The 26,192-nt window shown below is 70.5% G+C and carries 26 protein-coding genes and 1 pseudogene; 20 read left to right on the forward strand and 7 right to left on the reverse strand.

Going from position 1 to position 26,192, the window contains the following annotated elements; genetic code table 11:
• Positions 1 to 26: 26 nt before the first annotated feature.
• The 3 genes from OED52_RS04050 to OED52_RS04060 are packed head-to-tail and all read left to right on the forward strand — an operon-like array spanning position 27 to position 2,586.
• Positions 27 to 983 (forward strand): ATP-binding cassette domain-containing protein, encoded by a 957-nt coding sequence (locus OED52_RS04050; RefSeq protein ID WP_264153405.1) that lies wholly within the window; start codon positions 27 to 29, stop codon positions 981 to 983.
• Entirely contained in the window at positions 980 to 1,771 is a 792-nt protein-coding gene (locus OED52_RS04055; protein ID WP_264153406.1) for an ABC transporter permease, read from the forward strand. The genes OED52_RS04050 and OED52_RS04055 overlap by 4 nt, the downstream gene beginning before the upstream one ends.
• Positions 1,768 to 2,586: an ABC transporter permease gene (locus tag OED52_RS04060; protein WP_264153407.1), complete on the forward strand. Its 819-nt coding sequence runs from the start codon at positions 1,768 to 1,770 to the stop codon at positions 2,584 to 2,586. Before OED52_RS04055 ends, OED52_RS04060 begins: the two co-directional genes overlap by 4 nt.
• A 28-nt stretch (positions 2,587 to 2,614) precedes the next feature.
• Here OED52_RS04060 and OED52_RS04065 read toward each other — a convergent pair whose 3' ends face one another.
• Together OED52_RS04065 and OED52_RS04070 are read right to left on the reverse strand one after the other, a co-directional pair.
• Entirely contained in the window at positions 2,615 to 3,535 is a 921-nt protein-coding gene (locus tag OED52_RS04065; protein WP_264153408.1) for a glycosyltransferase family 2 protein, read from the reverse strand.
• Complete coding sequence (locus OED52_RS04070) at positions 3,532 to 6,093, reverse strand: AMP-binding protein (RefSeq protein ID WP_264153409.1); 2,562 nt, start codon at positions 6,091 to 6,093, stop codon at positions 3,532 to 3,534. The genes OED52_RS04065 and OED52_RS04070 overlap by 4 nt, the downstream gene beginning before the upstream one ends.
• A 257-nt stretch (positions 6,094 to 6,350) precedes the next feature.
• Between OED52_RS04070 and OED52_RS04075 the strand changes: the two genes are divergently transcribed.
• The 8 genes from OED52_RS04075 to OED52_RS04110 all read left to right on the forward strand — a co-directional run bounded on the left by OED52_RS04075 (position 6,351) and on the right by OED52_RS04110 (position 13,863).
• The gene (locus OED52_RS04075) at positions 6,351 to 7,571 is read left to right on the forward strand and encodes a sensor histidine kinase (protein WP_264153410.1); all 1,221 of its coding nucleotides are present in this window, start codon (positions 6,351 to 6,353) and stop codon (positions 7,569 to 7,571) included.
• A 31-nt stretch (positions 7,572 to 7,602) separates the two neighbouring features.
• Positions 7,603 to 8,385 (forward strand): LytR/AlgR family response regulator transcription factor, encoded by a 783-nt coding sequence (locus OED52_RS04080; RefSeq protein WP_264153411.1) that lies wholly within the window; start codon positions 7,603 to 7,605, stop codon positions 8,383 to 8,385.
• On the forward strand, positions 8,382 to 8,753 hold the full coding sequence (locus tag OED52_RS04085) for a hypothetical protein (RefSeq protein WP_264153412.1): 372 nt from the start codon (positions 8,382 to 8,384) through the stop codon (positions 8,751 to 8,753). Before OED52_RS04080 ends, OED52_RS04085 begins: the two co-directional genes overlap by 4 nt.
• Before the next feature lie 5 nt (positions 8,754 to 8,758).
• The gene (locus tag OED52_RS04090; RefSeq protein WP_264153413.1) at positions 8,759 to 10,552 is read left to right on the forward strand and encodes a sodium/solute symporter; all 1,794 of its coding nucleotides are present in this window, start codon (positions 8,759 to 8,761) and stop codon (positions 10,550 to 10,552) included.
• A 118-nt stretch (positions 10,553 to 10,670) separates the two neighbouring features.
• Entirely contained in the window at positions 10,671 to 11,033 is a 363-nt protein-coding gene (locus tag OED52_RS04095) for a DUF485 domain-containing protein (RefSeq protein ID WP_264153414.1), read from the forward strand.
• Complete coding sequence (locus OED52_RS04100; RefSeq protein WP_264153415.1) at positions 11,030 to 12,664, forward strand: solute symporter family protein; 1,635 nt, start codon at positions 11,030 to 11,032, stop codon at positions 12,662 to 12,664. The genes OED52_RS04095 and OED52_RS04100 overlap by 4 nt, the downstream gene beginning before the upstream one ends.
• Before the next feature lie 92 nt (positions 12,665 to 12,756).
• A complete protein-coding gene (locus OED52_RS04105) occupies positions 12,757 to 13,203 on the forward strand; it encodes a type II toxin-antitoxin system Rv0910 family toxin (protein ID WP_264153416.1) in 447 nt (148 codons plus the stop codon).
• Positions 13,204 to 13,362: 159 nt separating this feature from the next.
• Positions 13,363 to 13,863, forward strand: coding sequence for an ANTAR domain-containing protein (locus tag OED52_RS04110; RefSeq protein WP_264153417.1), 501 nt, complete (start codon positions 13,363 to 13,365; stop codon positions 13,861 to 13,863).
• 33 nt (positions 13,864 to 13,896) lie between these two features.
• Here the strand turns inward: OED52_RS04110 and istB are convergent, their stop codons facing one another.
• Together istB and istA are read right to left on the reverse strand one after the other, a co-directional pair.
• On the reverse strand, positions 13,897 to 14,685 hold the full coding sequence (gene istB, locus OED52_RS04115; RefSeq protein WP_024101627.1) for an IS21-like element helper ATPase IstB: 789 nt from the start codon (positions 14,683 to 14,685) through the stop codon (positions 13,897 to 13,899).
• Positions 14,682 to 16,180: pseudogene (gene istA / locus OED52_RS04120) on the reverse strand (IS21 family transposase). The gene istB and the pseudogene istA overlap by 4 nt, the downstream one beginning before the upstream one ends.
• A 161-nt stretch (positions 16,181 to 16,341) precedes the next feature.
• Here istA and OED52_RS04125 point away from each other — a divergent pair.
• The gene (locus OED52_RS04125; RefSeq protein ID WP_264154574.1) at positions 16,342 to 16,548 is read left to right on the forward strand and encodes a helix-turn-helix domain-containing protein; all 207 of its coding nucleotides are present in this window, start codon (positions 16,342 to 16,344) and stop codon (positions 16,546 to 16,548) included.
• Positions 16,549 to 16,707: 159 nt separating this feature from the next.
• On the opposite strand, the gene OED52_RS04130 is transcribed toward OED52_RS04125, so the two are convergent.
• Positions 16,708 to 16,971 (reverse strand): hypothetical protein, encoded by a 264-nt coding sequence (locus OED52_RS04130; RefSeq protein ID WP_264153418.1) that lies wholly within the window; start codon positions 16,969 to 16,971, stop codon positions 16,708 to 16,710.
• An 8-nt stretch (positions 16,972 to 16,979) separates the two neighbouring features.
• The gene (locus tag OED52_RS04135; RefSeq protein ID WP_264154575.1) at positions 16,980 to 17,639 is read right to left on the reverse strand and encodes a GAF and ANTAR domain-containing protein; all 660 of its coding nucleotides are present in this window, start codon (positions 17,637 to 17,639) and stop codon (positions 16,980 to 16,982) included.
• A gap of 215 nt (positions 17,640 to 17,854) precedes the next feature.
• Between OED52_RS04135 and OED52_RS04140 the strand changes: the two genes are divergently transcribed.
• From OED52_RS04140 to OED52_RS04150, 3 genes are all read left to right on the forward strand, one after another.
• Positions 17,855 to 20,164, forward strand: coding sequence for an ATP-dependent DNA ligase (locus tag OED52_RS04140; RefSeq protein ID WP_264153419.1), 2,310 nt, complete (start codon positions 17,855 to 17,857; stop codon positions 20,162 to 20,164).
• A gap of 56 nt (positions 20,165 to 20,220) precedes the next feature.
• On the forward strand, positions 20,221 to 20,898 hold the full coding sequence (locus OED52_RS04145) for a response regulator transcription factor (RefSeq protein ID WP_264153420.1): 678 nt from the start codon (positions 20,221 to 20,223) through the stop codon (positions 20,896 to 20,898).
• 67 nt (positions 20,899 to 20,965) lie between these two features.
• Positions 20,966 to 22,102 (forward strand): sensor histidine kinase, encoded by a 1,137-nt coding sequence (locus OED52_RS04150; protein WP_264153421.1) that lies wholly within the window; start codon positions 20,966 to 20,968, stop codon positions 22,100 to 22,102.
• A 529-nt stretch (positions 22,103 to 22,631) separates the two neighbouring features.
• On the opposite strand, the gene OED52_RS04155 is transcribed toward OED52_RS04150, so the two are convergent.
• Entirely contained in the window at positions 22,632 to 22,778 is a 147-nt protein-coding gene (locus OED52_RS04155) for a hypothetical protein (RefSeq protein ID WP_264153422.1), read from the reverse strand.
• On the opposite strand from OED52_RS04155, the gene OED52_RS04160 reads away from it, so the two are divergent.
• From OED52_RS04160 to OED52_RS04180, 5 genes are all read left to right on the forward strand, one after another.
• Positions 22,761 to 23,126 carry a hypothetical protein gene (locus OED52_RS04160; protein WP_264153423.1) on the forward strand — a complete coding sequence of 122 codons (366 nt, stop codon included), beginning with the start codon at positions 22,761 to 22,763 and terminating at the stop codon, positions 23,124 to 23,126. The genes OED52_RS04155 and OED52_RS04160 overlap by 18 nt on opposite strands.
• Positions 23,127 to 23,309: 183 nt before the next feature.
• Positions 23,310 to 23,567, forward strand: coding sequence for a LuxR C-terminal-related transcriptional regulator (locus OED52_RS04165; protein ID WP_264153424.1), 258 nt, complete (start codon positions 23,310 to 23,312; stop codon positions 23,565 to 23,567).
• Complete coding sequence (locus OED52_RS04170) at positions 23,564 to 24,814, forward strand: sensor histidine kinase (RefSeq protein WP_264153425.1); 1,251 nt, start codon at positions 23,564 to 23,566, stop codon at positions 24,812 to 24,814. Before OED52_RS04165 ends, OED52_RS04170 begins: the two co-directional genes overlap by 4 nt.
• Positions 24,811 to 25,827 carry a hypothetical protein gene (locus tag OED52_RS04175; protein ID WP_264153426.1) on the forward strand — a complete coding sequence of 339 codons (1,017 nt, stop codon included), beginning with the start codon at positions 24,811 to 24,813 and terminating at the stop codon, positions 25,825 to 25,827. Before OED52_RS04170 ends, OED52_RS04175 begins: the two co-directional genes overlap by 4 nt.
• 11 nt (positions 25,828 to 25,838) lie before the next feature.
• Positions 25,839 to 26,168 carry a YnfA family protein gene (locus tag OED52_RS04180; protein ID WP_264153427.1) on the forward strand — a complete coding sequence of 110 codons (330 nt, stop codon included), beginning with the start codon at positions 25,839 to 25,841 and terminating at the stop codon, positions 26,166 to 26,168.
• The last annotated feature ends 24 nt before the right edge of the window (positions 26,169 to 26,192 follow it).

Here is a 26,192-nt window from a genome sequence, read left to right on the forward strand (position 1 = left end):
ACGTGCCGAACTGATTGTGGAGTGTGATGACACGAACCGACGCGGTCGTGGTGGACTGCGTGTCGAAATCGTTCGGTGACGTCCACGCCCTGCGCGACATCTCGTTCCGCGCCGAGGCGGGCACCGTGCTGGGAATTCTCGGCCCGAACGGCGCAGGCAAGACCACGACCGTCGACATCCTGTCGACGTTGCTCGTCGCCGACTCCGGCCGGGCCACCGTCGCCGGCTACGACGTTGCCGACGATCCCGATGCCGTGCGGCGTGTCATCGCCACCACGGGCCAGTACTCGGCGATCGACTACAGCCTCACCGGACGCGAGAACCTGCAGTTCTTCGGTCGGTTGATGGGTCTGAGCCGACGTACCGCGCGGCTGCGAGCCGACGAGCTGCTCGAACGATTCGATCTCGCCGCTGCCGCGGACCGGCAGGCCCGCACCTACTCGGGAGGAATGGTCCGGCGGCTGGACATCGCATGCAGCCTGGTCGTCGAACCGTCCGTGGTCTTCCTCGACGAGCCCACCACCGGTCTCGACCCGCGCAGCCGTAAGTACGTGTGGTCCCTCGTCGAGCAACTCGGCTCCCTCGGGATCACGACCCTGCTCACCACCCAGTACCTGGAGGAGGCCGACGTCCTCAGCGACCGCATCGTCGTGATCGACCACGGCAGTGTCGTCGCGGAGGGGACCGCGCACGAACTGAAGGCCACGGTGGGGGAGCGGCGGTGCGAGATCGTGCCGCGCGACACCTGCGATCTCGCGCGTCTGGCCGACGAGTTCGCCGACCTCGATGCGACGGTGCCGGCTCACGACGCGAACGCCCTGACCGTGGTCGCGGCGGACGGTGTCGACACCGTCGGCACGGTCATCGACCGGGCGCGTCGCGCGGGGATCGAACTCGAGGACGTGTCGCTGCGGCGCCCCTCCCTCGACGACGTCTTCCTCGCCCTCACCGGTAGCCGGGGCGGGGAGGGCGAGGAGCAGTGACCGCTGTCCGGGTCCCCGCTCGCCACCGGGGTGCGGCGCTGTTCCTCGGGCAGTGGTTCACGCTCACCGAGCGGATCGTGCGGTCGATGGCCGTCGAACGGGAGTTCCTCCCTGCGATCGTCGTTCCCGGTGTCTTCGCGCTGGGCTTCTACCTGCCGCTGCGGGGGATCGTCGCCGACTACGGTGTGGACTACGCCCAGTTCCTCATGCCGATCATCGTGCTGCAGGCCATGGCGTTCACCGCGACCGCGGCAGCACAGCGCTCCGCTCTCGAATCGGTGCGGGGCATGACGAAGCGTCTCCGGACGATGCCGATCGTGCGGGGCGCGCCACTTGCGGCACGCCTGACCGCCGGTGCCCTTCGGGCCACACTGTCCGTCCTCGCGTCCGTCGCTTTCGGAACGCTCCTGGGATTCCGGTTCCACGGGGGGATCGGTCAGGCCCTCGCCTTCTACGCTCTCGCGATGGCGTTCGTTCTCGTCCTGTCGCTCGGCGCCGACGCCATCGGTTCGCTGACGAGGAATCCGGAGGCCACCGCCCAGGCGATGTTCCTGCCCCAGCTCGTCCTCGGCTTGTTCTCCACCGGGTTCGTGCCTGAGGAGGCGTTCCCGTCGTGGGCTCAGGGTTTCGCGCGGAACCAGCCGATCTCGCACTTCGCGACCGCGATGCGGGCCATCGCCGACGGCACCGCCACCTGGTCGGTCGTCGCTCCTGCACTCTGGTGGACCGTGGCGATCGCCGTCGTCGTCGTTCCGCTCGCCGTCCGTGCGGAGAGGAGACGCTCGTGACCGCACTCGGATTCCGTGCCCGGGACCGCGAGTACGCGGCGGCGTCGTGGCGGTCGATGATCACCTACGGCGGGTCCCAGTGCTACCGGATCGTCCTGAAGTGGACCCGCGATCCTGCCACGCTCGCGCAGGCACTGATCTATCCCGCGGTGCTCGTGGCGATGTTCCGGATCGTGCTCGGCGACTCGGTGAGCGCGCACTCCGGGCAGGACAGCATCTACGCCCTGGTGCCGATGGTCGCTCTCGTCGGGGCCATGTCCGGTGCCTCGGCGTCCACCCTCGGTCTCCGCCGGGAACGGGAGAGCGGACTGCTCCGCCGATTCTGGGTGATGCCGGTCCATCGCAGCGCCGTGATCGTCGGCCGGCTCGCGGCCGAAGCGATACGCGCGCTCGTCACGGCGTGCCTGGTGTTCCTCGTCGGTGCGGCCTTCGGATTCCGCATCGAGGGCGGGCCCCTCGCGCTGGTGGCGATGCTCGCCCTCGCGATGTTCTACGGTGCGGCCTTCTCCACCGTGGTCACCTCCGCAGCCCTGCTCAGCGAGCGCACGACCTTGGTCGAGTGGATCGCGATCGGCACCAATCTCCTCATGCTGTTCAACTCCGGGTTCGCGCCGGTTTCGGTGTACCCCACCTGGCTGCAGCCGATCGTGCGGAACCAGCCGCTGAGCTGCGGGGTGGACGCCCTCCGCTCGCTGGCCCTGGGAACCCCCGACACCGGGGCGATAGTCGCGCTGCTCGGCTGGTCGATCGGACTGTTCGTCCTGTTCTGGCGTCCGCTCGTGCGGGGCTACCGGAAGGCGGCGCTGCCGGGCTGAACCGGGGCCGTGCGGTGACGGGCGATCGTCACGACCGACCCGCGGCGAGCCGGGCGAGACGGTCGGGGATGCGTCCGGACTCGTCGCGCAGACCCGCGCGGAAACCGGCCACGGTCAGCCTGAGACGCACGAGCCGCCGGGAACCGATCGCGATGGCCCGGCCCCGGGCCAGCCCGTCCTTGACCAGTGATACCGCGCACCACAACGGTTCGGTGCGCCAGTACCGCCGGTACATGATCGTCCGGTTGCGCGCGATGTAGTAGTGCCGGAACGGCGCGTCCTCGATGAAGTCGAAGCCGTTGCGCAGGGGACCGGCCAGGCGGCGCAGCAGCCGTGGCGGGATCCACCGGGTGCTGCGCCCGAACTGGTGGGAGATGCGCGCGCCCGGTGTCACGAGCGAAGGGATCCCGGCGGCGCGGGCCCGCAGATAGAACTCGGTGTCGACGCAGTCGATGAACAGGCCTTCCTCGAACCCGCCGATCCGGTCGAAGACCTCCCGCGGGATCAGCAACCCCGACTGGATCGGCTCGAACGCCATGGTCAGACCCTCGGTCGCGTACCAGAAGGGTGCGATCCCGCCGTTGATGCTGCTCGGCCCGAGCAGAGCGGCGTCGATGCCGAGCGACCGCGCCAGGCCCAGATGCGCATGCATCCGCTGCACGTAACCGGGTTCGAGGACCGTGTCCTGGTCGAGGGTGAGCACCGCGTCGGCGCCCGAGGCGAGCGCCTCGTCCACCCCACGGTTCAGTGCGGCGGCGATACCGGTGTTCGCACCCTGTTCCAGCACGGTCCATCCCTCGGACCGGCACGTGTCGAGCAGGGCGGAGACGTCCCGGCGCGAACCGTCGTCGACGACGATCACGCTGTCGACCTGCGACGCGACGGCCCGGCAGGTGTCCAGCAGGTCGTCGCCCGGGTCGTAGCTGGTGATCACGGCGGCGGTGGTCATGGAGTTCCTCCTGTGCCCGGATTCGTGCCCGGCTCCGGGATGAGGCCGTCGAGTTCGGCGAGGTACGAGGTCATCACCGCTGCAGTTTCCGCCACGTGCGATTGGCGGACCATGGACCAGTGGTCACCGGACACCGTGTGCTGCCGTAGGTCGCCGGGGGCGAGCCGCTGCCACGCCTCCTCCGGGTCGGTATTGTCCCGGGCCCGGATCAGCACGGCCGTGCCGGACCAGGGCGTCGGCCGGTGGTGCCGGACGAACCGGCTTCCCAGTTCGAAGAACACGGTCCACTGGACGGATGGTGGGAGGCGGACGAGTCCCGCGGTGAGCATGAGCGCCTGCAGGACCACCGCGCCCTGGATCCATTCGAACAGGGGCTTGGTCAGTTCGGGTGCTTCGGCTCTGGTGCGGGCGGGCAGCACGACACCGCGGGCCCGGCGCCCGGCCGGCCGGTCTCCGGTCAGGCGGGCGACCAGTTCCGGCACCAGCAGCGTGTCGAGGGCGAAGACCACGTCGACCCGTTCGCCGTCGCGCTCGAGCAGCGCCGCCATCTCCAGGGCGATCAGGCCGCCGAGCGAATGTCCTCCCAGCCGGTACGGACCATGGGGCCGGACCGACCGCACCAGCCGCACGAATCGGCGGGCGTTGGCCCGCACGGATCGGTCGGCGAGACCCCGGTTCTCGAGACCGTGTGCCTGCAGCCCGTACACCGGGACGTCGTCCGGCAGGTTGTGAACGAGGTGCAGAAGGCTCGCGGCCGGGGCACCACCACCGGCGACGAGGAACATCGGCGTCCGCGCCCCTTCCCTCCGGAGAGGCACCAGGGAACCGGTGGCGGCTCGGGGCCGTCGTGCCACCGCGTCGTCGACGATCGCCGCGAGCTGCGCGATGGTCGGGGCTTCCGCGAGCTGCGCCGAGGTGAGCTCGATCAGGAACTCGTCACCCACCTCGCGGAGCATCGTCACGGCCGCGAGCGAGTCGCCGCCCAGCTCGGTGAAGTCCTCGTTGCTCCCGACCTCGGGCAACGACAGGATCCGGCACCAGAGTTCGCCGATCTTGGCCTCCGTCGCACCGCGCAGTCGCTCACGTGGGGGCCGGGGCGGGGGAGCCGGCAGGTTCCGGCGATCCACCTTCCCCCGTTCGGTGCGGGGCAGCTCGGCCAGGACGACGATGTCGCGCGGGATCATCCACGCCGGCAGTGTCGCCCTCAGCGCATGCCGGACCTCGGACGTGGACGGGCTCCACCCCGACGGGTCGACGCCCGCATAACCGACGAGACGAGGCTCGGTGCCGCTGCGGTCGGCGAGCACCGCCGCGTCCACCACCCATTCGAGCGAGCGCAGAGCGGCTTCGACCTCGGCGGGTTCGACGAGATAGCCGCGGATCTTGACGCTGTCGTCGCGGCGGCCCAGCAGGTGCAGGGAACCGTCCTCGTCGAATCGGCCGAGGTCGCCCATCCGGTAGCTCCGGGCGCCACCCGGCGCGGCCACGAATCTCGCCAGGGTGCCGGGCACGTCACCGAGATAGCCGGTCGCGATGAACCGCGACGTGACCACCACTTCACCGTCCTCACCCGGTGCGACGGGCGATCCGTCGGCAGCGACCACGGTCACCGACTTGTTCGCCGCAGGACACCCCACCGGCACGACCCCGGCGGGGAGCGGACGCTCCGGGGGATAGGGATTGAAGGCCAGATGCCCGGTCTCGGACGACCCCGACCAACTGGAGAACACCGCGTCGGACGACAGATGAGGGCGCAGGGCGCGGACGTCGTTCCCGTGGATCGGCTCACCGCAGGTGGTGACGAGGCGCAGGCCTGCCAGGGCCGGCCCGTCCGTGCCCGCCCTGTCGAGATGCGCCCTGTCGAGATGCGCGACGAAGGACCGGAGGAACGAGGGGGTGCAGTGCGCGGTGGTGACGTCGTGGCGGGACAGCCACGCCGCGAGCCCGTCCAGTCCGGCGGTACGCGGGTCCCAGTAGTACAGCCCGGCGCCGTTGAGCAACGCCATCACCACGACGTCCAGACCGGCCCCGAAGCTGGCGGGCAGCAGCATCCCGACCCGGTCGGCGGGCGACAGCCCGAAGGCGAGCCGGGCCTCCTCCGCCTGGTTGATCCAGTTCAGGTGGGTGTGCACGACCCCCTTCGGGGCGCCGGTCGAACCGGAGGTGAAGACGAGGATCGCCGGGTCGCGCGGCTTTGGGCGGGGGAGTTCCGGAGCCGGGGTCCCGGCGGTCGGTGCGGACGGCAGGATCTCCGCCCCGGACAGCGACAGGATGCGCTCGCGCCGGTCCTCGGGAAGCGCCGGGTCGAGCACCACCAGCGGGCGACCCGACAGGAGCACCCCGACGATCGCCGCGAACGACTCGGCGCCGGCATCGACGAGCACGGCGGCGGGACACGACGATGCCGGCCTCGGGCGGGTCAGCTCCGCCACCCACCGGCGGGCGGCGGCGTCGAGTTCGGCGAAGGTCAGTGTCGTGTCGGGGGTCGCCAGTGCCACGGCGTCCCGTCGCTCCTCGACCACCCGGATCCAGCGTTCGGGGACGGTTCGGTCGGTCATGGGTTCTCCTCGGCTCCGAACCCGGTGGTGGAGGCGGCCCACGACGCGTGCGGAGCGAGCCCACCGGCGGTGCTGCCGGAACGGGAACGAATGAATGGCATCGAAAGGGAAGGGTAGCCTGACCACCGTGAAACGGCCCGGGCGGTCCTCGTCCCCGAGATCCGCGTCCTCCGGCGTGGTCCGTCGTAGCGTGGTCGCATGATCGCCGTGTCCCTACCCGCCAGGGTCGTGTCCCCGCCCGTTCGGGCCGCTCTCCGGTGACCGGCACACTCGTCGCCGTCGTCGCGGTCGTGGCGGTGCTCCTCGCCACCGCCATCGCCGCGGTGTGGTTGCGCACCCGCCAGGTGGTGACGACCCCGGCGGAGCGGGCCGTGCACGACACGCTGCGTACCGCCTCGCTCGCCGCCCGCCCGCTGCGCCGCGGCCTCGACGCGACCTCCGCGCAGGAGGCGGCCCCGCACCTGCAGACCCTCACCGGGGCGCAGGCCGTGGCGATCTTCGACGCCGAGGGCGAGCGGCTCGCCTGGCACGGTCTGTTCCCCGGCCTGTCCGAGCAGATGCGGGCCGCTGCGGTCCGGGCGATCGAGGGGGAGCGGCGGGTGCTCGTCGGGCACGCGAGTCTGCAGCGCGGACCGGAGGAGGTCGCCGCCCGCGCCCTCGTCGCGCAGCCGCTCATCGTCGACGGTGCGGGGGTGGTCGGGGTGCTCGGGGTGGTCACCACCTTCGATCCGGGACCGGCGATGCTCGGTGTCCTCACCGAGGTCGTCGGGTACGCGTGCAGCCAGATCGAACTGGCCGAACTCGACGCCTCCCGCGCCCGCCTCGACCGCGCCGAACTCCGCGCGCTGCGCGCCCAGATCAGCCCGCACTTCATCTACAACGCGCTCAACACGGTGGCGTCGTTCGTGCGCACCGACCCGGACCGGGCCCGCGAACTGCTCCTGGACTTCGCCGACTTCACCCGGTACTCGTTCCGCACCGCGGGGGAGTACACCCTGCTCGCCGAGGAACTGCGCAACATCGACCGCTATCTGACCCTCGAACGCGCCCGGTTCGGCAACGCCCTCGAGGTGCGCCTGCAGATCGCCCCCGAGGTCCTCAACGTCACCCTGCCGTTCCTGGCGTTGCAGCCGCTGGTGGAGAACGCGGTCCGGCACGGCATCGCCGGCAAGGACATCCGGGCGGGCAGCATCACCATCACCGCCGCCGACGAGGGCACCGACTGCGTGATCAGCGTGGAGGACGACGGCATCGGCATGGACCCGGAACTGCTGCGCTCGGGCATGCTCGATGCCGTCGCCGACAGCGAGCACGGCAGCGGGGTGCGGGAGTCCGCGCACGTCGGCCTCGCCAACGTCGACGACCGGTTGCGGGCCGCCTTCGGCAACGACTACGGGCTGGTGGTGGAGACCGCGCCGGGCGCCGGGACCAAGGTCAGCATGCGGGTTCCGAAGTTCCGGCCGGGTATCCGGCCTTGAGGGACACCCCTCGTGACACGATAGGTTCGCCGTGAACGACACCACAGAACAACTCACCGTACTGGCCGTCGACGACGAACCGCCCGCCCTCGACGAGCTGGCCTACCTCCTGCGTGCCCGGGAGGAGATCGCGGTCGTGCACACCGCGGGCGATGCGACCACCGCGCTGCGGCTGCTGCGCGACGGCGGTGTCGACGCGGTGTTCCTCGACATCAACATGCCCGGCCTCGACGGGCTCGAGCTCGCCGGCATCCTGCGCAACTTCGCGACCCCGCCCGCCGTGGTGTTCGTGACCGCGCACGACGACCGTGCCGTGTCGGCCTTCGACCTCGGCGCCGTCGACTACGTCCTCAAGCCGCTGCGCGAGGAAAGGCTCGCCGAAGCGGTCCGGCGCATCGCCGAGCGCCGCCGGCCCGGCACCCCGCCGCCCACCGACAACGCCACCGGCGACGACGTCATCCCCGTCGAACTCGGCGGGGTGACCACGCTCGTGCCGCGCTCGTCGGTGCACTGGGTGGAGGCGGAGGGCGACTACGCCCGGCTGCACACGGCCACCGGCTCGCATCTGGTGCGCATCCCCATCTCCACCCTGGAGAGCCGCTGGGCCGACGCCGGGTTCCTGCGCGTGCACCGCTCCTATCTCGTGGCGCTGCCGCTGGTCACCGGTATCCGCAGCGTCGGATCGGGTCTCGTCGTGTGTCTGAAGGGCGAGGGCACCGCCCCGGCCGTCGAACTGCCCGTCAGCCGGCGGCACACCCGGGAGCTCAAGGACCGGCTCATCCGCGGGCCCATGCAGTCGTGGACGTCCCGATGAGCGCGGGGAGTCCTCCTCCGCCGCGCGAGAGGGTCGTGCTCGCCGAACGCCGCGGCGCCCGCATGGTCCGCACCCGCGTCGAGGTGCAGCAGCAGACCGAGGTCGGTGACGCCATGGTGCGTGGCCTCGTGCGCGCCCAGCTCGGGCTCGCCCTGCGGGTCGCGCTGACCACCGTGTGCCTGCTCGGCGCGATCCCGCTGCTCTTCCACGCCGTCCCGGGCCTGGCGGACGTGACCGTCCTCGGCATCCGGCTGCCGTGGCTGCTGCTCGGCGTCGTCGGTTACCCGCTGCTGCTCGGCATCGCGTGGGTGTACGTGCGGCTCGCCGAACGCAACGAGCAGGACTTCACCGACCTCACCGACGACTGACGCCGATGAGCGGATCGATCCCCGTCGTCACCGTCGTCGGTCTCGTCGCCGCGGCGATCGCCACCGTCGCCATCGGCATCTACGGCGTGCGCATGGCCCGCACCACCTCCGATTTCCTCGTCGCCTCCCGCAGCGTCGGCCCGCGCTGGAACGCCGCCGCGATCTCCGGCGAGTACCTGTCGGCGGCGTCCTTCCTCGGGGTGGCCGGTCTCGTCGCCAAGTTCGGCGCCGACGCGCTGTGGTATCCGGTCGGGTTCACCGCCGGCTATCTCGGTCTGCTGCTGTTCGTCGCCGCCCCGCTCCGGCGCTCGGGGGCCTACACCGTCCCGGACTTCGCCGAGTTCCGGCTGGGGGAGAAGTGGCTGCGCACCCTGGCGATGATGGTCGTGGCGATCATCTGCATCCTCTACCTGGTGCCGCAGTTCCAGGGGGCGGGCCTGACCCTCAACATCCTGCTGGGCGTGCCCGACTGGGTGGGAGTCGCGGTCGTCGGGGTGATCGTGGTGGCCAACGTCGTCGGCGGCGGCATGCGCTCGATCACCTTCGTGCAGGCCTTCCAGTACTGGCTCAAACTCACCGCGGTCGCCCTGCCGGCCCTCGTGCTCGTGCTGCACTTCGTCGGCGACGACCGGAAGGTCGACGCTCCGGTACCGCCCACCGTCACCGAGACCACCAGCGTCGACGTCACCATCGACGTCGTGGTGCAGGTCGCCGAACCGCTACCGGTGATCGTCTCCGGGGAGGTGGATGGGCAGCCCGTCACCGGCGACTTCGAACTGACCCCCGGTGAACACGTCCTCGGCGCGGGCACCGAACTCGTCCTCGAGGCCGGCTCGCCGGTGCCGGTCGTGGCCGGCGCGCCGTCGGACAACGACGCCTGGGCGTCGCCCGGTGCGGGCCTCGGCGCCAGCAGCCGGCATCCGCTGTTCCAGGTGTACTCGCTGATGCTCGCGACCTTCCTCGGCACGATGGGCCTGCCGCACGTGCTCGTGCGCTTCTACACCAACCCCGACGGGCGCGCGGCGCGGATGACCTCCTTCGCCGTCATCGGCCTGCTGGGCCTGTTCTATCTGTTCCCGACCCTGCTCGGGGTGTTCGCGCGTCTGTACGTGCCGCAACTGCTCATCACCGGACGTTCCGACGCGGCGGTGCTGCTGCTGCCCGGCTCGGTGCTCTCGGGCTGGGGTGGGCAGTTGCTCGCGGCGCTCGTCGCCTCGGGGGCGATCGCCGCGTTCCTGTCCACCTCGTCGGGGCTGCTGGTGAGTGTCGCCGGGGTGTTGTCCACCGACGTGCTGCGCGGGCGTGTGCGCGACTTCCGGGTCGCGGCGGTCCTCGCCGGGATCGTGCCGCTCGTGCTGGCCCTGTCGGTGACCTCGCTCGACCTGTCCCGCTCGGTGGGGCAGGTGTTCGCGATCGCCGCGTCCACCCTGTGCCCGCTGCTGGTGTTGGGCATCTGGTGGCGCGGGCTCACCGCGGTGGGTGCGGCGGTGGGGATGGTCGTCGGCGGGCTGGTCGCCGGCGCCGCGGCCCTCTCGACGGTGCTCCTCCCGATCGACCCGACGGTCGGCGGGGGCTGGCCGACGGTGCTGTCGGCCTATCCCGCGGCGATCAGCGTGCCGCTGGCGTTCCTGACGATGATCGTGGTGAGCCTCGCGACGCGACGCCGCGTGCCCGCCGATGTGGGCCGGGCCTTCTCGCGTATGCACGTACCCGAACGGCTCGGAATGGGACGCGACCGCGAGCTCGGGGCGTTCGGGGAACGCGGCCGCGGCACCGGTGGGCGCCGTTCGTCGCGGTGACACGACCGTTCGTCGCACGACACCGCTTCTCGTCGTCCGTTTCGCCCGCAGGCCTGTGCGTGTGACCACCGTCTCACTAGCGTTGTGATCACCTTCACTCGACACTCGAGGAGTAGCAGTGACCACAGCACCACTCAGTGAGAGCGACGTACCCCCGCGGCGGACTCCGACACCGCAGGAGTTCGTCGTGATGCAGGAGAGCCCGGAGTTCCAGGAATTGCGAAGCCGACTGCGACGCTTCGTGTTTCCGGTGACCGCCTTCTTCCTCGCCTGGTACGGCCTGTACGTCCTGCTGGCCACCTACGCCGACGAGTTCATGGCGACGAAGGTTCTCGGCAACATCAACGTCGGCCTGATCCTCGGGCTCGCCCAGTTCGTCACGACCTTCGTGATCACCGGCGTCTACGTGAAGTTCGCCGGCCGTGAACTGGATCCGCGCTCCGCCGCGATCCGTGAGGAACTGGAAGGACCGCAGCAGTGACCGTTCTCGCTCAGGGTGCGACCGACGTCGGCAACCCGATCCTCAACATCGCGATCTTCGTCGCGTTCGTCGTCGTGACGATGGGGCTGGTCATCAAGGCCAGCCGCACCACGAAGAAGGCGTCGGACTTCTACACCGGCGGTGGCCAGTTCTCCGGTCCCCAGAACGGGTTCGCGATCGCCGGCGACTACCTGTCGGCCGCTTCCTTCCTCGGTATCGCCGGGGCCATCGCCGTCTACGGCTACGACGGCTTCCTGTACTCCATCGGGTTCCTCGTCGCGTGGCTGGTCGCGCTGCTGCTGGTCGCCGAACTGCTCCGCAACACGGGGCGTTTCACGATGGCTGACGTGCTCAGCTTCCGGCTGCGGCAGCGGCCGGTGCGGATGGCCGCGGCGCTGTCGACCCTCGCGGTGTCGCTGTTCTACCTGCTCGCACAGATGGCCGGTGCCGGTGGTCTGGTCGCGCTGCTGCTCGACATCCAGGACAAGACCGGTCAGGCCATCGTCGTCGCCGTGGTCGGTGTGCTGATGATCGTGTACGTGCTCATCGGCGGCATGAAGGGCACCACCTACGTGCAGATGGTCAAGGCCGTGCTGCTCGTCGCCGGTGCCGGCCTGATGTTCGTGCTCGTGCTGTTCGCGGTGCGCGGCAACTTCTCCCAGCTGCTCGCCGACGCCCAGGCGATGGTGTCGAACTCGACCAACGAGGCCGTCGCGGGTCGTGACGTGCTCGCCCCCGGTGCCAAGTACGGCATCAGCGACATGACGCGCCTCGACTTCATCTCGCTCGGCATCGCCCTGGTGCTCGGCACCGCCGGCCTGCCGCACGTGCTCATGCGCTTCTACACGGTGCCCACCGCCAAGGAGGCCCGCCGCTCGGTGACCTGGGCGATCGCCCTCATCGGCGCCTTCTACCTGTTCACCCTGGTGCTCGGCTACGGTGCCGCGAAGATGGTCGGCCCCGATGTGATCCTCGGTGCGCCCGGCAAGGAGAACGCCGCCGCCCCGCTGCTGGCCTTCGAGCTCGGCGGCACCCTGTTCCTCGCGATCATCTCGGCCGTCGCCTTCGCCACCATCCTCGCGGTGGTCGCGGGCCTGGCCATCACCGCCTCGGCGTCCTTCGCGCACGACATCTATGCCAGTGTCATCAAGCGCGGCAACGCCACCGAGGACGAGCAGGTGCGGGTCTCGCGCATCACCGTCGTCGTCATCGGCCTGATGTCGATCGTCCTGGGCATCCTCGCCATGGGCCAGAACATCGCCTTCCTCGTGGCCCTGGCCTTCGCGGTCGCCGCCTCGGCGAACCTGCCGACGCTGCTGTACTCGCTGTTCTGGCGCAAGTTCAACACCACCGGCGCGCTGTTCAGCATCTACGGCGGCCTCGTCAGCTGCCTCGTGCTGATCGTGTTCTCCCCGGCGGTGTCGGGCTCGCCCTCGTCGATGTTCCCCGAGGCCGACTTCTCCTGGTTCCCGCTGTCGAACCCGGGCATCGTGTCCATCCCGCTCGCCTTCGTCCTCGGCATCGTCGGTACCTACGTCGGCCGCCGCAAGGAGGAGGACCGGTTCAAGCAGGCGGAGATGGAGGTCCGCTCGCTCACCGGTGTCGGTGTCGAGAAGGCCGTTTCGCACTGACCTTCCGCACCCGGCGGCCCACTCCTCGAGGGGGAGTGGGCCGCCGTCGTGTCGCGGCCCGTCACCGGAATCGACCGTCTACTGTGCGGACCATGGCGAAACTCGAAGTGTCCACCGACCTTCCGCTCGACCCGCACGCGGCATGGGAGCACGCCTCCCGGCTGGAGTCGTTCGGGGAATGGCTGAGCATCCACGACGGGTGGCGCAGCGACCTCCCGGACACCCTCACCGAGGGCACCACGCTGGAATCGGTGGTGTCGGTCAAGGGTATGCGGAACCGGGTCGCGTGGACCATCGTCGAACTGGACGCGCCGCACCACGTGGTGCTGAAGGGGACGGGCAAGGGTGGCACGAAGTTCTCGATGCGACTCGCCGTCGCGGCCCGCGGGGACGGCTCGACACTGACGATGAAGATCGAACTCGGCGGCGCACCGCTGTTCGGCCCGATCGGATCGGGAGTGGCGCGGGCCCTGCACGGCGACCTGCAGTCGTCGCTCGACACCTTCGCACGCCGCTACGGTGAGGAGGGGGCATCCTGAGCCTCCGGCTCCCGACGATGGGGGAGTGAGAGCCTGCGGTGACGATTCCACCGCTTTCCGAAGGGCTTTCGTGACCGCGAGCGTGATCCCCGGTTCCGGAACGGACGACCGTCTCGTCCCGCGCTGGTGCGGACGGCGCCGGGATGGTGTCATCGTCCCGTGGACCGGTGGACCGACGAACGGGCAGCGGAGGAACGCACCTCTGCCATCACTCCGCATCCGGAGCAGGTGTGGGCGTCGCGTGCGGTGATCGAGCGCGCGACCGGTGTGCTGATGGAACGCCACCGACTCGATGCCGACCGTGCGAAGGAATTGCTGCTCGAGGCGTCGCGTCGAACGAGCCGGACGATGCGGCAGCTGGCCGAGGACGTCCTCGCGTCCGGCTCCGTCGGCGAGCCCCCGGTGATCCGGCAGATCCTGGAGGCCGCATCGACCTCCCCGGCGTTGCTGCGGGCGGCCGCTTTCATCGAATCCGCCGCCGGCCGGCCGATCCGCCTGTCGGAGGTCGCGGAGGCGGCGGGCATCGGGGAACGTGCCCTGCAGTACGGCTTCGTGCGGTACTACGGCACCACCCCGATGGGGTATCTGCGTGCGGTGCGGCTCGAGCGTGCCCACCGGGTGTCAACGGCCATCATGATGTCCCCGCTCTTGGCCAGGTGAAAGTCCCCGCCTCGTGGGTGTTCGGGGTTGGGGTCAGGGGCGTTCACCTCGTTCGTGTCGGGCTTGGCGCATCCGGTAGGACTCACCGTCGGTGAGCACGACGGTGGCGTGGTGCAAGAGCCGGTCGAGGATGCCGGCGGCGGTGGTGTGTTCGGGCAGGAACCGGCCCCACTGCTCGAACGGCCAGTGCGAGGCGACCGCCAGGGATCGGCGTTCGTAGGCGCCGGCGACGAGCCGGAACAGCAACTGGGTGCCGGTGTCGTCGAGCGGCGCGAACCCGACCTCGTCGACGATGATCAGATCCGCCCGCAACAGCGTGTCGATGGTCTTGCCGACAGTGTTGTCGGCCAGGCCGCGGTAGAGGGCTTCGACGAGGTCGGCGGCGGTGAAATAGCGGACCTTGTGCCCGGCGTGCACGGCCGCGATCCCCAACCCGATCAGGGTGTGGGATTTTCCGGTCCCCGGCGGGCCGACCAACGCCAGATTGGCGTGGGAACGAACCCATTCCAAACCGATCAGGTAGTCGAATGTGGCTTGTGGGATGGAGGACTCGGCGACGATAAAACTGTCGAGGGTCTTGGCGACGGGGAACGCGGCCGCTTTGAGTCGGGCGGCGATGTTGGAGGCGTCGCGGGCGGCCAACTCCGCTTCGATCAGGGTGCGCAGCACCTCCTCCGGGGTCCAGCGTTGGGTCTTGGCGGTCTGCAGGACCTCGGCGGCGGTGCGGCGGACGGTGGCGAGTTTGAGTCGGCGCAGACCGGCGTCGAGGTCGGCGGGCAACGCCGCGACCGCCGGCGGAACGGCGGTGCTCGAACTGCTCATCGTGCGGTCTCCTCTCGGGTGACGGCGTAGGCGTCGAGAGAGCGGGTCGGGGCGGTCGGCAGGTCCAGCACCAGCGCATCACCGCCGGGACGGGGTTGGGGAACCCCGGCGCCGGCGTCGAGGATGGAACGGACGTCGTCGGCGCGGAATCGCCGGAACGCCACCGCCCGGGTCAGGGCGGCGAGCAGGGCGTCGGTGCCGTGCGCGGCCTGCAGGTCCAGCAGCACCGCGAGTTCGGCGGGCAGGCGGGTGTTGGCGGCCGCGGCGGCGCCGACGAGGAACTGTTCGGCGACCGTCCCGAGTGCGCAGAATCGTTTCTCGACTTCGGTTTTCGGTCGCGGCGCCCGACTGGGAGCCTGTCGTGGGGTCGGGTAGTGCTCGTCGAGGATCGACGCGGTGCCCGGGGCGGTGAGCGCGTGCTCGGCAGCGACCTCCCCTGTGGCGGGGTCGGCGATCAGCAGTCGCCCCTCGCCGGCGGCGACGGTGACGGTGGCCCCGATCAGGCGGGTCGGCACCGAATAGCGGGCCGAGCCGAAGCGGATGCAGGAGAGCCTGTCGACCTTGCGGGTCACCGGCGGCGGCCCGATCTGCAGTCGCAGCGACGGCAGCGGCCCGAGCACGGCCTGTTCCTCGCGCAGACGCTGGGCGGGGACCGCGTCGATCTCGGTGTGGACTCGGGTGTTGACCTCGATGCACCACGCCTGGGCTGCGGCGTTCGCGGTGGTCAGGTCCACCGGGCGGCCGGACAGGTCGGCGTCGGTGAGCAGCGGGACGACCAGGTCGCGTTGGGCGTAGCCGACGAGGTGTTCGACGATGCCCTTCGATTCGGGGTCGGCGGCGTGGCAGAAGTCGGGGCGGAACCCGTAGTGGGTGGCCATTCGCACGTAGTCCGGGGTCGGGACCACCACGTTCGCCACGACTGCGCCTTTGAGGCAGGCCATCCGGTCGGCCAGGACCTTGGTGGGCACCCCGCCGATCGCGGCGAGGCCTCGGCGATCAACGTCAAAGTGGTGGCGGCGCGTTCGTCGGTGGCGAAGGCGACGAACCGCCACCGTGAATACGCCAGCACCGCGCAGAACAGGTGCAGGCCGGCGCCGAGGGTGGCCCAGTCGATGACCAGGTATTCACCCGGTGTCCACACGGCGGGGCGGCGCCCGCGGTGATTGTTCTTGCGCCACTTGGTTTTCTCGTCGGCGACGAGGCGGCGGAAGTTACGGTCCGAGCCGGTGTATCCGGCGGCCGCGGCGATGGGGAGCAGGCGTTTGGCGGAGATTCTGCCGCGGGACGAGGCGATGCGTTCTGCGACGATCTCGGTGACGGTGTCGTAGTTGCGGGGACGGGGATGTCGTGGGGATGGGGTGTCGCCGGCTTCGAATCGTTCGATGACACGGCGGACGGTTTTGTGGGTGGTGCCGCACATCTCGGCGGCGCCTCGGTAGGTGCCGACCTCGCGGTAGGCGGAAATGATGTCCATGCGGTCCTTCGCAGACTTCAATGGAACTCCCTGGGCGGTGACAGGTGACTGGGTGGCACCTTCACCTTCACCGCTCAGGCCTGGTGTTCCGGTGGGAATCACGACGAACACGAGGCGGGGACTTTCATCTGGCCACCGGTGGGGACCGTTACTCGGCCACCAGTGGGGACTTTCTCATGGCCATGGACAACCGGGAGCTCCTCGCCGCCGAGCCGGGGGACGGTGTCACGGTCGCCGAAGTCGCTGCCCGCTGGGGGTTTTCCTCGTCCGGTCGTTTCGCGGCGCAGTACCGGGCCGTCTACGGAAGAACGCCTCATCGAACGTTGAACGAGCATCGACCCCGCCGGCCTGACGGAGGTCGGGCTGACGGAAGTACGGAAAACGAATAGGATGTGCGCGAAGCGAAGGGCGCTGCTGTCTGCCCGTCCGGCTTCCGGGGAGGAGGACGCCGGGTCACCTTCCGGCGCAGGGGGCCGCGAAGGCGGCCCGGCGGGACCCTCCCCGGGCCCGATGCCCCCGCCGCGGCGGAAACCTCGTTCGGCAGCTCCTCACTCGAGGGGAGGCAGTTCCGAGGCGTACGGAGCCCGCGGGGGAGCGAGTTCGTCGAGCCGCTCGTTGATCGCGTGGGCGAGCAGGTCGTGCTGCAGCGAGGGCAGCGGGAGGAGCCCGTTGAGATACGCCTCGATCTCGACCCTGCCCACCTCGCCGCCGAGCGCGAAGTAGCGGAGCCACAACTCCTCCATGTCGAGTCGTGTGGCGCGGAGAGCAGCGTGGAACCGCTGGCGGTATTCGCCGTCGGGAAGATAGGGCATGCGGGGCCTCACACCGACTCGATGTGGATCGAGGCGACCACCTCCGCTGCCACCTCCCGTACGGTGATGCGACGCTGTGCGGACATCTCCAGCAGCCGACGCATGGCTGCGTCCGCATCGAGGTTCTCGCGCAGCATCACGATTCCCTTACCGGTGGCGATCAGGTCCCGGTCACGCAGGGCCTGCAGCAGTTTCTCGTTGAGTTCCTCGGCGGCGGCCAGAGTATGCATGTTCGCCAGAAGAATCGAGGCCTGGGCAGCGAACCGCTCCAGGATCTCCTCGCTCTGGTCGGTGTAGCCGTGCGTACGCGGCGAGTACACCTTGACGGCGCCGAAGGAACGGCCCGCATGGACGATCGGAACGCTCAGAACCGAGCTCGTCCCGTCCTGCGCTGCCGCTGCGGACCATCGCGGCCATCGTCGTTCGCCGGACAGGTCGTCGACCCGCACCGGGACCGCCTCGTGTGTCGCGGTCAGGCAGGGTCCCTCCCCGAGTTCGTACTGGAGGGCGTCGAGGCGCTCGACGATCGGATCGGTCGCAGCCGCGGTGCGGTGGCTGCCGTCCTCGTCCACCAGGGTGACCCCGGCGCCGACCGAACCCGGCAGGGTGTCCTTGGCCAGCGAGGTGATCAGTTCGAGCACCGTGCTCACGGTCTGCTCGGACAACACCCCTCCGGACATGTGGGCGAAAACGGCAGCCCACGTCTCGGGCGTCGGATCCTGCGACGCCGCCATCCCGCACCTCCCACAACCCTCCGGCGGCACGTCGTGCCCCTTCCCTCGAAAGTACACTCGCCTCCCCTCGGGACACGGCCCGGCGGCAGCCCCCGACCGTCTCGTCCGACAACCCTCCGGTTCGGCCGGCCGTTGGCAGAATCCGGAGTATGCCGAGCCGCACGATCGACGGTCACCCCATCACCCTGACCAACCTCGACAAGGTCCTGTATCCGGCCACCGGCACCACCAAGGGCGAGCTGGTGGAGTACTACGAGGCCGTGGCCGAGGTGATGCTGCCGCACGTCGCCGGCCGGCCCGGCACCCGCAAACGCTGGCCCGACGGGATCGGCGGGGAGTCCTTCTTCGAGAAGAATCTGCCCGACCACGCCCCGGCCTGGCTCGACCGCCGCACGGTCCGACACAGGGAACGCTCGGTGACCTACCCACTGTTCGACTCCGTCGGCGGGCTCGTGTGGCTCGGGCAGCAGGCCGCCCTCGAACTGCACGTGCCGCAGTGGCGGTTCGACGGCGACGAGCCCGGCCCGGCGACCCGGATCGTCTTCGACCTCGACCCGGGACCGGGGGTGGGACTCGCCGAGTGCGCCGAGGTCGCCCGGTACGTACGCGACACCGTCGCGGAACTCGGATGGACGGCGTATCCGGTCACCAGCGGCAGCAAGGGCCTGCATCTGTACGTGCCGCTCGACCGGATGCTGAGCACGTCCGGGGCGTCGAAGGTGGCCAGGCAGGTCGCGCGGAATCTCGAGACCACCCACCCCGATCTCGTCACCGCGACCATGGCGAAGGCCGAACGCGGCGGCAGGGTCTTCGTCGACTGGAGCCAGAACAACGGCTCGAAGACGACCGTCGCCCCCTATTCGCTGCGCGGCCGCGACCGACCCTGGGTCGCGGCGCCGCGCGACTGGGACGAACTCGACGATCCCGGTCTCGCCCAGCTCGATTTCCGGGAGGTCCTCGACCGCATCGAGGAGTTCGGTGACCTGCTGGCCGGGCTCGATCCGCCGCTCGGCAGCCGGAACGCGGACGCTCTCGCCGAGTACCGGGGCAAACGCAGCGCGTCGCGGACCCCCGAACCCGTGCCGGACCGGGTGGCGCCGGAGGGGCCGGGGAACCGGTTCGTCATCCAGGAGCACCACGCGCGGCGCCTGCACTACGACCTGCGCCTCGAACGCGACGGGGTCCTCGCGTCGTGGGCGGTGCCGAAGAACCTCCCCGATTCGACGGGACGCAACAATCTCGCCGTCCGCACCGAGGACCATCCCATCGAGTACCTCACCTTCCACGGCACGATCCCCAAGGGGGAGTACGGCGCGGGGAGCATGACCATCTGGGACACCGGAACCTACGACACCGAGAAGTGGCGCGACGACGAGGTGATCGTCTTCTTCCACGGCGAGCGCGTCGAAGGGCGCTATGCGCTGATCCGCACCGGGAAGGATCAGTGGCTCGCCCACCGCATGAAGGACCAGACGGCACCGGAGACCTCGGTCGACGACGGGCACCGCCGCCGGGGTCGTTTCCCGCACGATCTCGCACCCATGCTCGCCACCCCCGGCGACGTCTCCGATCTCGACGCCGAACACTGGGCCTTCGAGGGCAAGTGGGACGGCTACCGCGCTATCGCCGAGATCCACGACGGCACCCTCGCGCTGCACAGCCGGTCGGGACGCGATGTCACCGCCGAATACCCGAAGCTGCGTCCGCTCACGACCGCCCTGGCCGGTCACGAGGCGGTGCTCGACGGGGAGATCGTCGCCGTCGACCGCTCGGGGATCACCAGCTTCTCCATGCTGCAGCGCCGGGGGGAGGGGAACATCGACTACGAGTACCGCGTGTTCGACGTGCTCTTCCTCGACGGGGTCTCCCTGCTGCGCAAGACCTACGACGACCGCCGTCGCGTCCTCGAAGCACTCCACACCGCGACCGACGGGCTGCTCGTCCCCGACCTGCTGCCGGGCGACGGACCCGAGGCGCTCGACCGCAGCCGGCGCAACGGCTGGGAAGGGGTGGTCGCCAAGCGGCGCGACTCGGTGTACCTGCCGGGCAAACGCGGCTCCGGCTGGATCAAGGCCAAGAACTGGCTCACCCAGACCGTGGTGATCGGGGGATACCGGCGCGGGCAGGGCAACCGCGCGTCGACCTTCGGGTCGCTGCTGCTCGGCGTGCACGACGACCACGGCGATCTCGTGTACGTCGGCAAGGTCGGCACGGGTTTCGACGACGAGACCCTCACCGGCATCACCCGGGCGATGCGGGGGTTGAAGCGTCGCACCAGTCCGTTCGCGAACGAGGTCCCCGCCGCGGAACGCCGCGACGCGGTGTGGCTGCGGCCGGAACTCGTCGCGGAGGTGCGGTTCGGCGGCTGGACGGAAGCGGACCGGGTGCGGCACGCGAGCTGGCGCGGTTTCCGCGACGACGTGGATGCTGCGTCCGTCACGAAAGAGGAAGATCCATAGCTCTCCCTGTTAAGTTTCCTCCCGGGGAGATTTTCCGGGCATATCGGGAGGCAGGCGTGGCCGACGTTTCGGAGGGGGCCGTCCGTCGGATCGGACTGGTCGAGGACCACGAGTCCGTCGCACTCGGTTTCGCAGCGATGCTCGCCGACCAGCCGGATCTCGAGCTCGCCTGCACGGCCACCACCGTGGCGGACCTGCTCGCCCAGCAGGTAGACCTGGATCTCGCCGTCCTCGACCTGCGGCTGTCGGACGGCTCCTCACCGAAGAGCAACGTCGAGCAGCTGCGGGCCGCCGGCCTCGAGACGCTCGTGTTCACCGGCGCCGAGAACCCCTATCTGCTGCGCTCGGCGGCGCGGGCGGGGGTACTCGGCGTGGTGCGCAAGTCCGAACCGGCCGCCGTGGTGGTCGAGGCGATCCGCGTGGCCGCGGCCGGCGGGCAGGTGGCCAGCACCGAATGGGCGGCGGCCATCGACGGAGACCCCGAACTCGGTGACGTGGGCCTGAGCCCGCGGCAGCTCGAGGTGCTCGAGCTGTACGCGTCGGGGGAGAAGCTCGACCGGGTCGCGCGCCTGACCGGCCTCGCGCCCCAGACCGTCAACGACTACCTGCAGCGCATCCGCCAGAAGTACGCGGAGGTGGGCCGCCCCGCCCCCACCAAGACGGACCTGTACAAACGGGCGGTCGAGGACGGATGGCTGCCGATACCCGAACGGTCGGATGTCCGTCGCCGGTGAGGGAGAGGGAGCGGGCAGGAGACGCTCCCGTGATCGCAGCACCGCCGCCGCCGATCGTCTCCTCCGGATGTTCGTGCGGTTCGTGTCGATCGGATACCTCTGCTATCTCGTCCTGCTCGTTCCCGCGATCGTCGCCCAGGCACAGCTGACGGCGCCTTGGTGGACGCCGGTCGCGGTGTTCGCGATCTTCGGTTCGGGTGCTGCGCTGGGCCTGGAGTCGTTCCGCAGCGTCACACGGATCAAGCGGGTCGCCGCGGTGAACGCCCTGGCCTATCCCGTCGTCGTGGCCCTGTGGTTCGTGGCGTGGAACGGTGCGCCGGCCTCGCCGGACGACTCCCTGTGGTTCACACTGTTCCCGGGGGTCGCGTCGTTCGCCGCGGTCGCTGCGTGGCGGCCCCGGTGGGCCGTCGTACACATGCTGGTCGCGGTGCTGCTCGCCCAGTCCGCGAACCACGTCGTCCGGGAGGCACCGTTCTCCTCCTTCCTGGCCCCCGACCTCGCGTTCGCCCTCACCTTCTGCAGCCTCTTCCTCGCCGCCGCGGTGGTGGCGCTCGGCACCGGCCGGACCCTGGACGACACCATCGCCACCACCCACGCCACGGCGGCGGCGGCGGCCGCCGCCGAGGCGCGGAACGCCGAACGTGAGCGGTTCGACGCGCTGGTCCACGACCGGGTGATGTCCACCCTGCTCGCCGCGGCCCGGCGGGCGCCGCAGGACTCCCTGGTCCAGCAGGCCCGCCGCGCCGTCGACGAGATCGACGAACTGCGCGCCGGCACCGACATCCGGACGCGGATCGACGCCGGTACCGTCCTCGCCCGGCTGCGGTCGGCGGCCACCGAGGTCGACGAGGACATCGCGTTCACGGTCCGCGTCGATCCGGACTGCGACGGGACACCGTTCCCGCCCGAGCCGGTCTCGGTCACCGCTGCCGCCGTCGCCGAGGCGGTCCGCAACAGCCTGCGGCACGCCGGCTCGAACGCCACCCGCACCGTCGACGTGGACATCGCGCCGCGGCGCATCGCGGTGCAGGTGGTCGACGACGGGAAGGGATTCGATCCGGACGCGGTGGATCCGCACCGGCTCGGTCTCGAGGTCAGCATCCGCGGCCGTATGCGCCAGCTGGACGGGGGCCGCGCCGTCGTGGAGTCCACGCCGGGAGCGGGGACCCGCGTGATGCTGTCGTGGCAGGAGCCCGCTGCGTGAACTCGGCGAACTCCACCGTCTCCGACCTGCTGCGGATGCACAGCGGCCCGGCGCGCGCCCTCGCCGGCCTGTACGCGGTGACCTGTGCGGTGCTCGCCGCGTTCTGTGCCCCCTACGCCGAGCACCCGTGGCCGCTCGCGATCCCGGTGGTCGTGTGCGTCGTGGCGGCGTTCGCGCTCGTGGAGGTCCAGGGCGACCCGCTGCCCGCGGCTCCCGCCCTCGCCCTGGCGTTCACCGGCGTGCTCGCGACGGTTCCGGTGCTGTCCGTGGTGCCCGCGGACCCGGCGCCGCATCCCATCGAACTGTGGCCCTTCGGGATGTCCACGACGATCCTCGTGTTCGTGTGCGTGCGGGGGCGCACCTCGTTCGCCTGGCTGGGACTGGTCCTGATGTGGATCACGGCGGGGACGTGGTCGTACCTGACGGGCCCGGGTTTCGGGTACGGCGTCGCCCTCAATCTGGGCAACGCCGGCCCGGTCCTCATGGGCACCGTCCTGGCCTACATGCTGCGTCCGCTGGCCCGGTCCATCTACCTGCTGCGCGCCCAGTCCATCCGGCGGATCGCCGCTCGGCCGCGGCGGCGATCGAGGAACGCGACGCGCAACTGCGCCGCCTCGACGTCCAGGCCCGCCCGCTGCTCGAACGCATCGCGTCGGGGGTGCCGCTCACGGACCACGAGCGGATCGAGTGCGAACTGCTCGAAGCCCGTCTGCGCGACTCGCTGCGTGCCCCCGTGCTCGGCGCGCCCGAGGTGGCGGAGGCGGCCGCCGCGGCGCGCCGGCGCGGGGTGGAGGTCGTCCTGCTCGACGACCACGCCATGGACCCGGTGCCCGACGAGATCCGGCGGGAGGTCTACCGGGAGGTCGTGGACACGCTGGACTCGGTGTGGTCGGGGTCGGTGACGGTCCGGGTGCTGCCCCCCGGCCGCGGGGCGATGGTGACGATGCTGCTGCGCGGTGCCGGGGTGCAGCGCATCGAGTTGGGGCACGACGGTGCCCCGATCTGCGCCGGAGGGCCGTCCTGATCTGCGAGGGAGGGAGTCCCGGCCCGAGATCGTTAGCCGAGCTATCGGTGCCCCCTGTTTCTTGGGCAGGGAAAGATCGGGCTGTGCCCCGCTCGTAAGAGTGGTTACCTTCATGGGTGTCGAGACGGGGTTCGTCGGGGATCCGGCTCGGTCGTACGCACACATCTCGATTAGGGACACGCCATGACCTCGATGCTCGAACGCACCCCGGCACAGAAGCCCGCACTCTCCGCCCGTGAGATCGAGATCCTGCGTGCCTGGCTTCTCTCCGAATCCAAGTCGGAGGCAGCCGCCCGCCTGTACGTCACCGCGGCGACGGTGAGCACCCACATCGCCCGCATCCGCTCCAAGTACGCGCGCGTGGGACGGAACGCCACCACGAAGACCGCCCTGCTCGCCCGAGCCCTGCAGGACGGTGTGATCTCCATCGACGAGCTGTGACCCCCCGCCCGCTCCCCGGATCCGATCCGCCCGCCACCAGCGACATTCGCGCGGCCGACCGCATCCGGAGGATGTTCGGGCGATTCGTCGCGGCCGGCTACGCCGCCTACCTGTTCTTCATCTCGCCGATCGCACTGGCCGAGGCGCACCTGACCGCCTCGTGGTGGATGCCCACCGCGATGACCGCCGTGTTCGGCACCGGCCTCGCGCTCGGCGCGGTGACCTTCCTGCCGGATGTCCGGTGGGTCTCGCGTCTGGCCGCCGCCAACGCGATCGCCTTCCTCGTCGCCGCGCTGCTGTGGTGGCCGGCCTGGACGGGCGAGTCGTCGCCGACCACGTCCTGGCAGTCCATGATCCCCGGCATCGCCGGGTTGGCCGCGGTGGCGGCCTGGCGGCCGCGGCCCGTACTCGGCTACCTCGCGGTCTCCGTCCTGGTCGTGCAGACCACCAATCTCGTGCTCGTGCGCGACACGACCGGCTACCACTTCGTGCCCGAGCTGGCTTTCTCGCTCATGTTCTGCGGTGTGTTCGCCGTCGCCGCGATCGTCGCCCTGCGCACCGGGAACCTCCTCGACTCGACCATCGCCACCGCCCAGGAATCCGTCGTGGCCGCCGCCGCGGCCCGCGCGAAGACCGTCGAACGCGAGCGGTTCGACGCGCTCGTCCACGACCAGGTGATGTCCACCCTGCTCGCCGCAGGGCGGGACGGCGCCGACGAGATGCTCGCGGCCCAGGCCTGGCGTGCCCTCGCCACCTTCGACGCGCTCCGGCGCGGCGACGAACCCGAGGAACGCTTCGACGTCGAGCAGGTCCTGGCCCGGTTGCGGTCGGCGGCATCGGACGTCGACGAGGACACCGACTTCACCGTCGAGACCGGTGATGCCGCCGGTGGCTATCCGCCCGAACCCGTCCGGGTGATCGCGGAGGCACTCTCCGAGGCCGTACGCAACAGCGTCCGCCACGCCGGACCAGGAGCCCGCCGCGCCCTGCACGTGGACCTCGGACCGGACTCGATCCGCGTCGTCGTCCGCGACGACGGGCGCGGCTTCGACCCCCGTGCCGTCGACCCGCACCGCATGGGCATCCGGGCCAGCATCCGCGGGCGCCTGAACCGTCTCCCCGGCGGCTGGGCGGACATCGCCTCCACACCCGACGTGGGCACGACCGTCACCCTCACCTGGACCGACACCGGCACGACCGCCGACGATTTGCGGGGTGTCCTTCCTGCCGCGCGCCTGGTGCCGTGACCGAGTACTCCGCCGGCGACGTCCGGGACCTCGTCGGGATGCGGACCACGGCCGCCCGCGTGATCGTCGGGCTGTACGCAGTGGTGTGCGTGATCGTGGCGGTGTTCGGAGCCCGCGAGGCCGCGACGCTGTGGCCGTTCGTCCCGGCCGTGCTGGTGTGCTGTCTCGCCGCCTACGCGCTCATCGTCGTCCCCGGTGATCCGCTCCCGTGGTCCGCGACGATCCCCCTCATCGCCGTCGGTGCCATGAGTTGCGCGCTCGTCTTCGCGGCCCTGCCCGTACCCCCACCGGAAGGGGTCGCGCTGTGGTGGCCGATGGGGATGTCGACGATGATCTTCACCTTCATGTGCGTGCGGGGACGTACCCTCGCGGCCTGGATCGGGGTGCTCGCCCTCATCGCGACGTCGATCGGCTGGGCGCAGATCACGGGACAGGGCGCCGGCCACGGACTCGCGATCTCCATCACCAACGCCGCGCCCGTCCTCATGTCGACCTTCTTCGCATGGACGCTTAGACCCCTGGCCCGGTCGATCTACCTCCTGCGCGAGACCTCCCTGCAACGGAGCGCCGAGGAGGCCGCTGCGGCCGCCGCGCTCGCCGAACGCGACGCGCAACTCGCACGGCTGGACGCCCTCGCCCGGCCGCTGCTCGAACGCATCGCCTCGGGGGAGGGTCTCGGCCCCGAGGAACGACGCGCGGGGGTCCTGCTCGAAGCGCACCTGCGGGACGGCCTGCGTGCCCCGGTCCTGCAGACCGCACCCGTGGTGGAGGCGGTGGCCGACGCGCGAGGCCGCGGCGTGGACGTGGTGATGCTCGACGACCACGGCATGGACACGGTGCCCGAACCCGAGCGCGACCGGATCCGGCAGGAGATCGTGAGCGAACTGCGTTCCGTCGCTTCGGGATCGGTCACGGTGCGGGTGCTGCCACCGGGGCGGCGGGCGCTGGTGACCATCCTGGTGCGCGACGACTCCGTGCGCCGGATCGAACTCGGCCACCGGGCCACGGGCTAGAGTTCCGGTCCGTGTCCGTTCTGAAGTCGTTGCTGCTGTTCGCCGTTGCTGCGCTGTTCGAGATCGGTGGTGCCTGGCTCGTGTGGCAGGGCGTGCGTGAACACCGCGGCTGGATCTGGATGGGCTTGGGAGTGATCGCGCTCGGCGCCTACGGCTTCGTCGCGACCCTGCAGCCGGACGCGAACTTCGGACGGATCCTCGCCGCGTACGGCGGTGTGTTCGTCGCCGGCTCGCTGGCCTGGGCGATGATCGTGGACGGCTTCCGACCCGATCGCTGGGATGTCATCGGTGCTCTCGTGTGCCTGGTCGGCGTGGCCGTCATCATGTATCCGCCGCGGTGACACGGCCATCCGGCGCACGCCCCG

This window comes from Rhodococcus sp. Z13 (assembly GCF_025837095.1).
GTDB lineage: Bacteria > Actinomycetota > Actinomycetes > Mycobacteriales > Mycobacteriaceae > Rhodococcus > Rhodococcus sacchari.

Coding starts and splice junctions, on each gene's coding strand:
- OED52_RS04050 (WP_264153405.1), top strand. CDS start 27: ATGACACGAACCGACGCGGTCGTGGTGGACTGCGTGTCGAAATCGTTC.
- OED52_RS04065 (WP_264153408.1), bottom strand. CDS start 3,535: ATGACCACCGCCGCCGTGATCACCAGCTACGACCCGGGCGACGACCTG.
- OED52_RS04070 (WP_264153409.1), bottom strand. CDS start 6,093: ATGACCGACCGAACCGTCCCCGAACGCTGGATCCGGGTGGTCGAGGAG.
- OED52_RS04085 (WP_264153412.1), top strand. CDS start 8,382: ATGAGCGCGGGGAGTCCTCCTCCGCCGCGCGAGAGGGTCGTGCTCGCC.
- OED52_RS04090 (WP_264153413.1), top strand. CDS start 8,759: ATGAGCGGATCGATCCCCGTCGTCACCGTCGTCGGTCTCGTCGCCGCG.
- OED52_RS04105 (WP_264153416.1), top strand. CDS start 12,757: ATGGCGAAACTCGAAGTGTCCACCGACCTTCCGCTCGACCCGCACGCG.
- istB (WP_024101627.1), bottom strand. CDS start 14,685: ATGAGCAGTTCGAGCACCGCCGTTCCGCCGGCGGTCGCGGCGTTGCCC.
- OED52_RS04125 (WP_264154574.1), top strand. CDS start 16,342: ATGGACAACCGGGAGCTCCTCGCCGCCGAGCCGGGGGACGGTGTCACG.
- OED52_RS04130 (WP_264153418.1), bottom strand. CDS start 16,971: ATGCCCTATCTTCCCGACGGCGAATACCGCCAGCGGTTCCACGCTGCT.
- OED52_RS04140 (WP_264153419.1), top strand. CDS start 17,855: ATGCCGAGCCGCACGATCGACGGTCACCCCATCACCCTGACCAACCTC.
- OED52_RS04150 (WP_264153421.1), top strand. CDS start 20,966: ATGTTCGTGCGGTTCGTGTCGATCGGATACCTCTGCTATCTCGTCCTG.
- OED52_RS04165 (WP_264153424.1), top strand. CDS start 23,310: ATGACCTCGATGCTCGAACGCACCCCGGCACAGAAGCCCGCACTCTCC.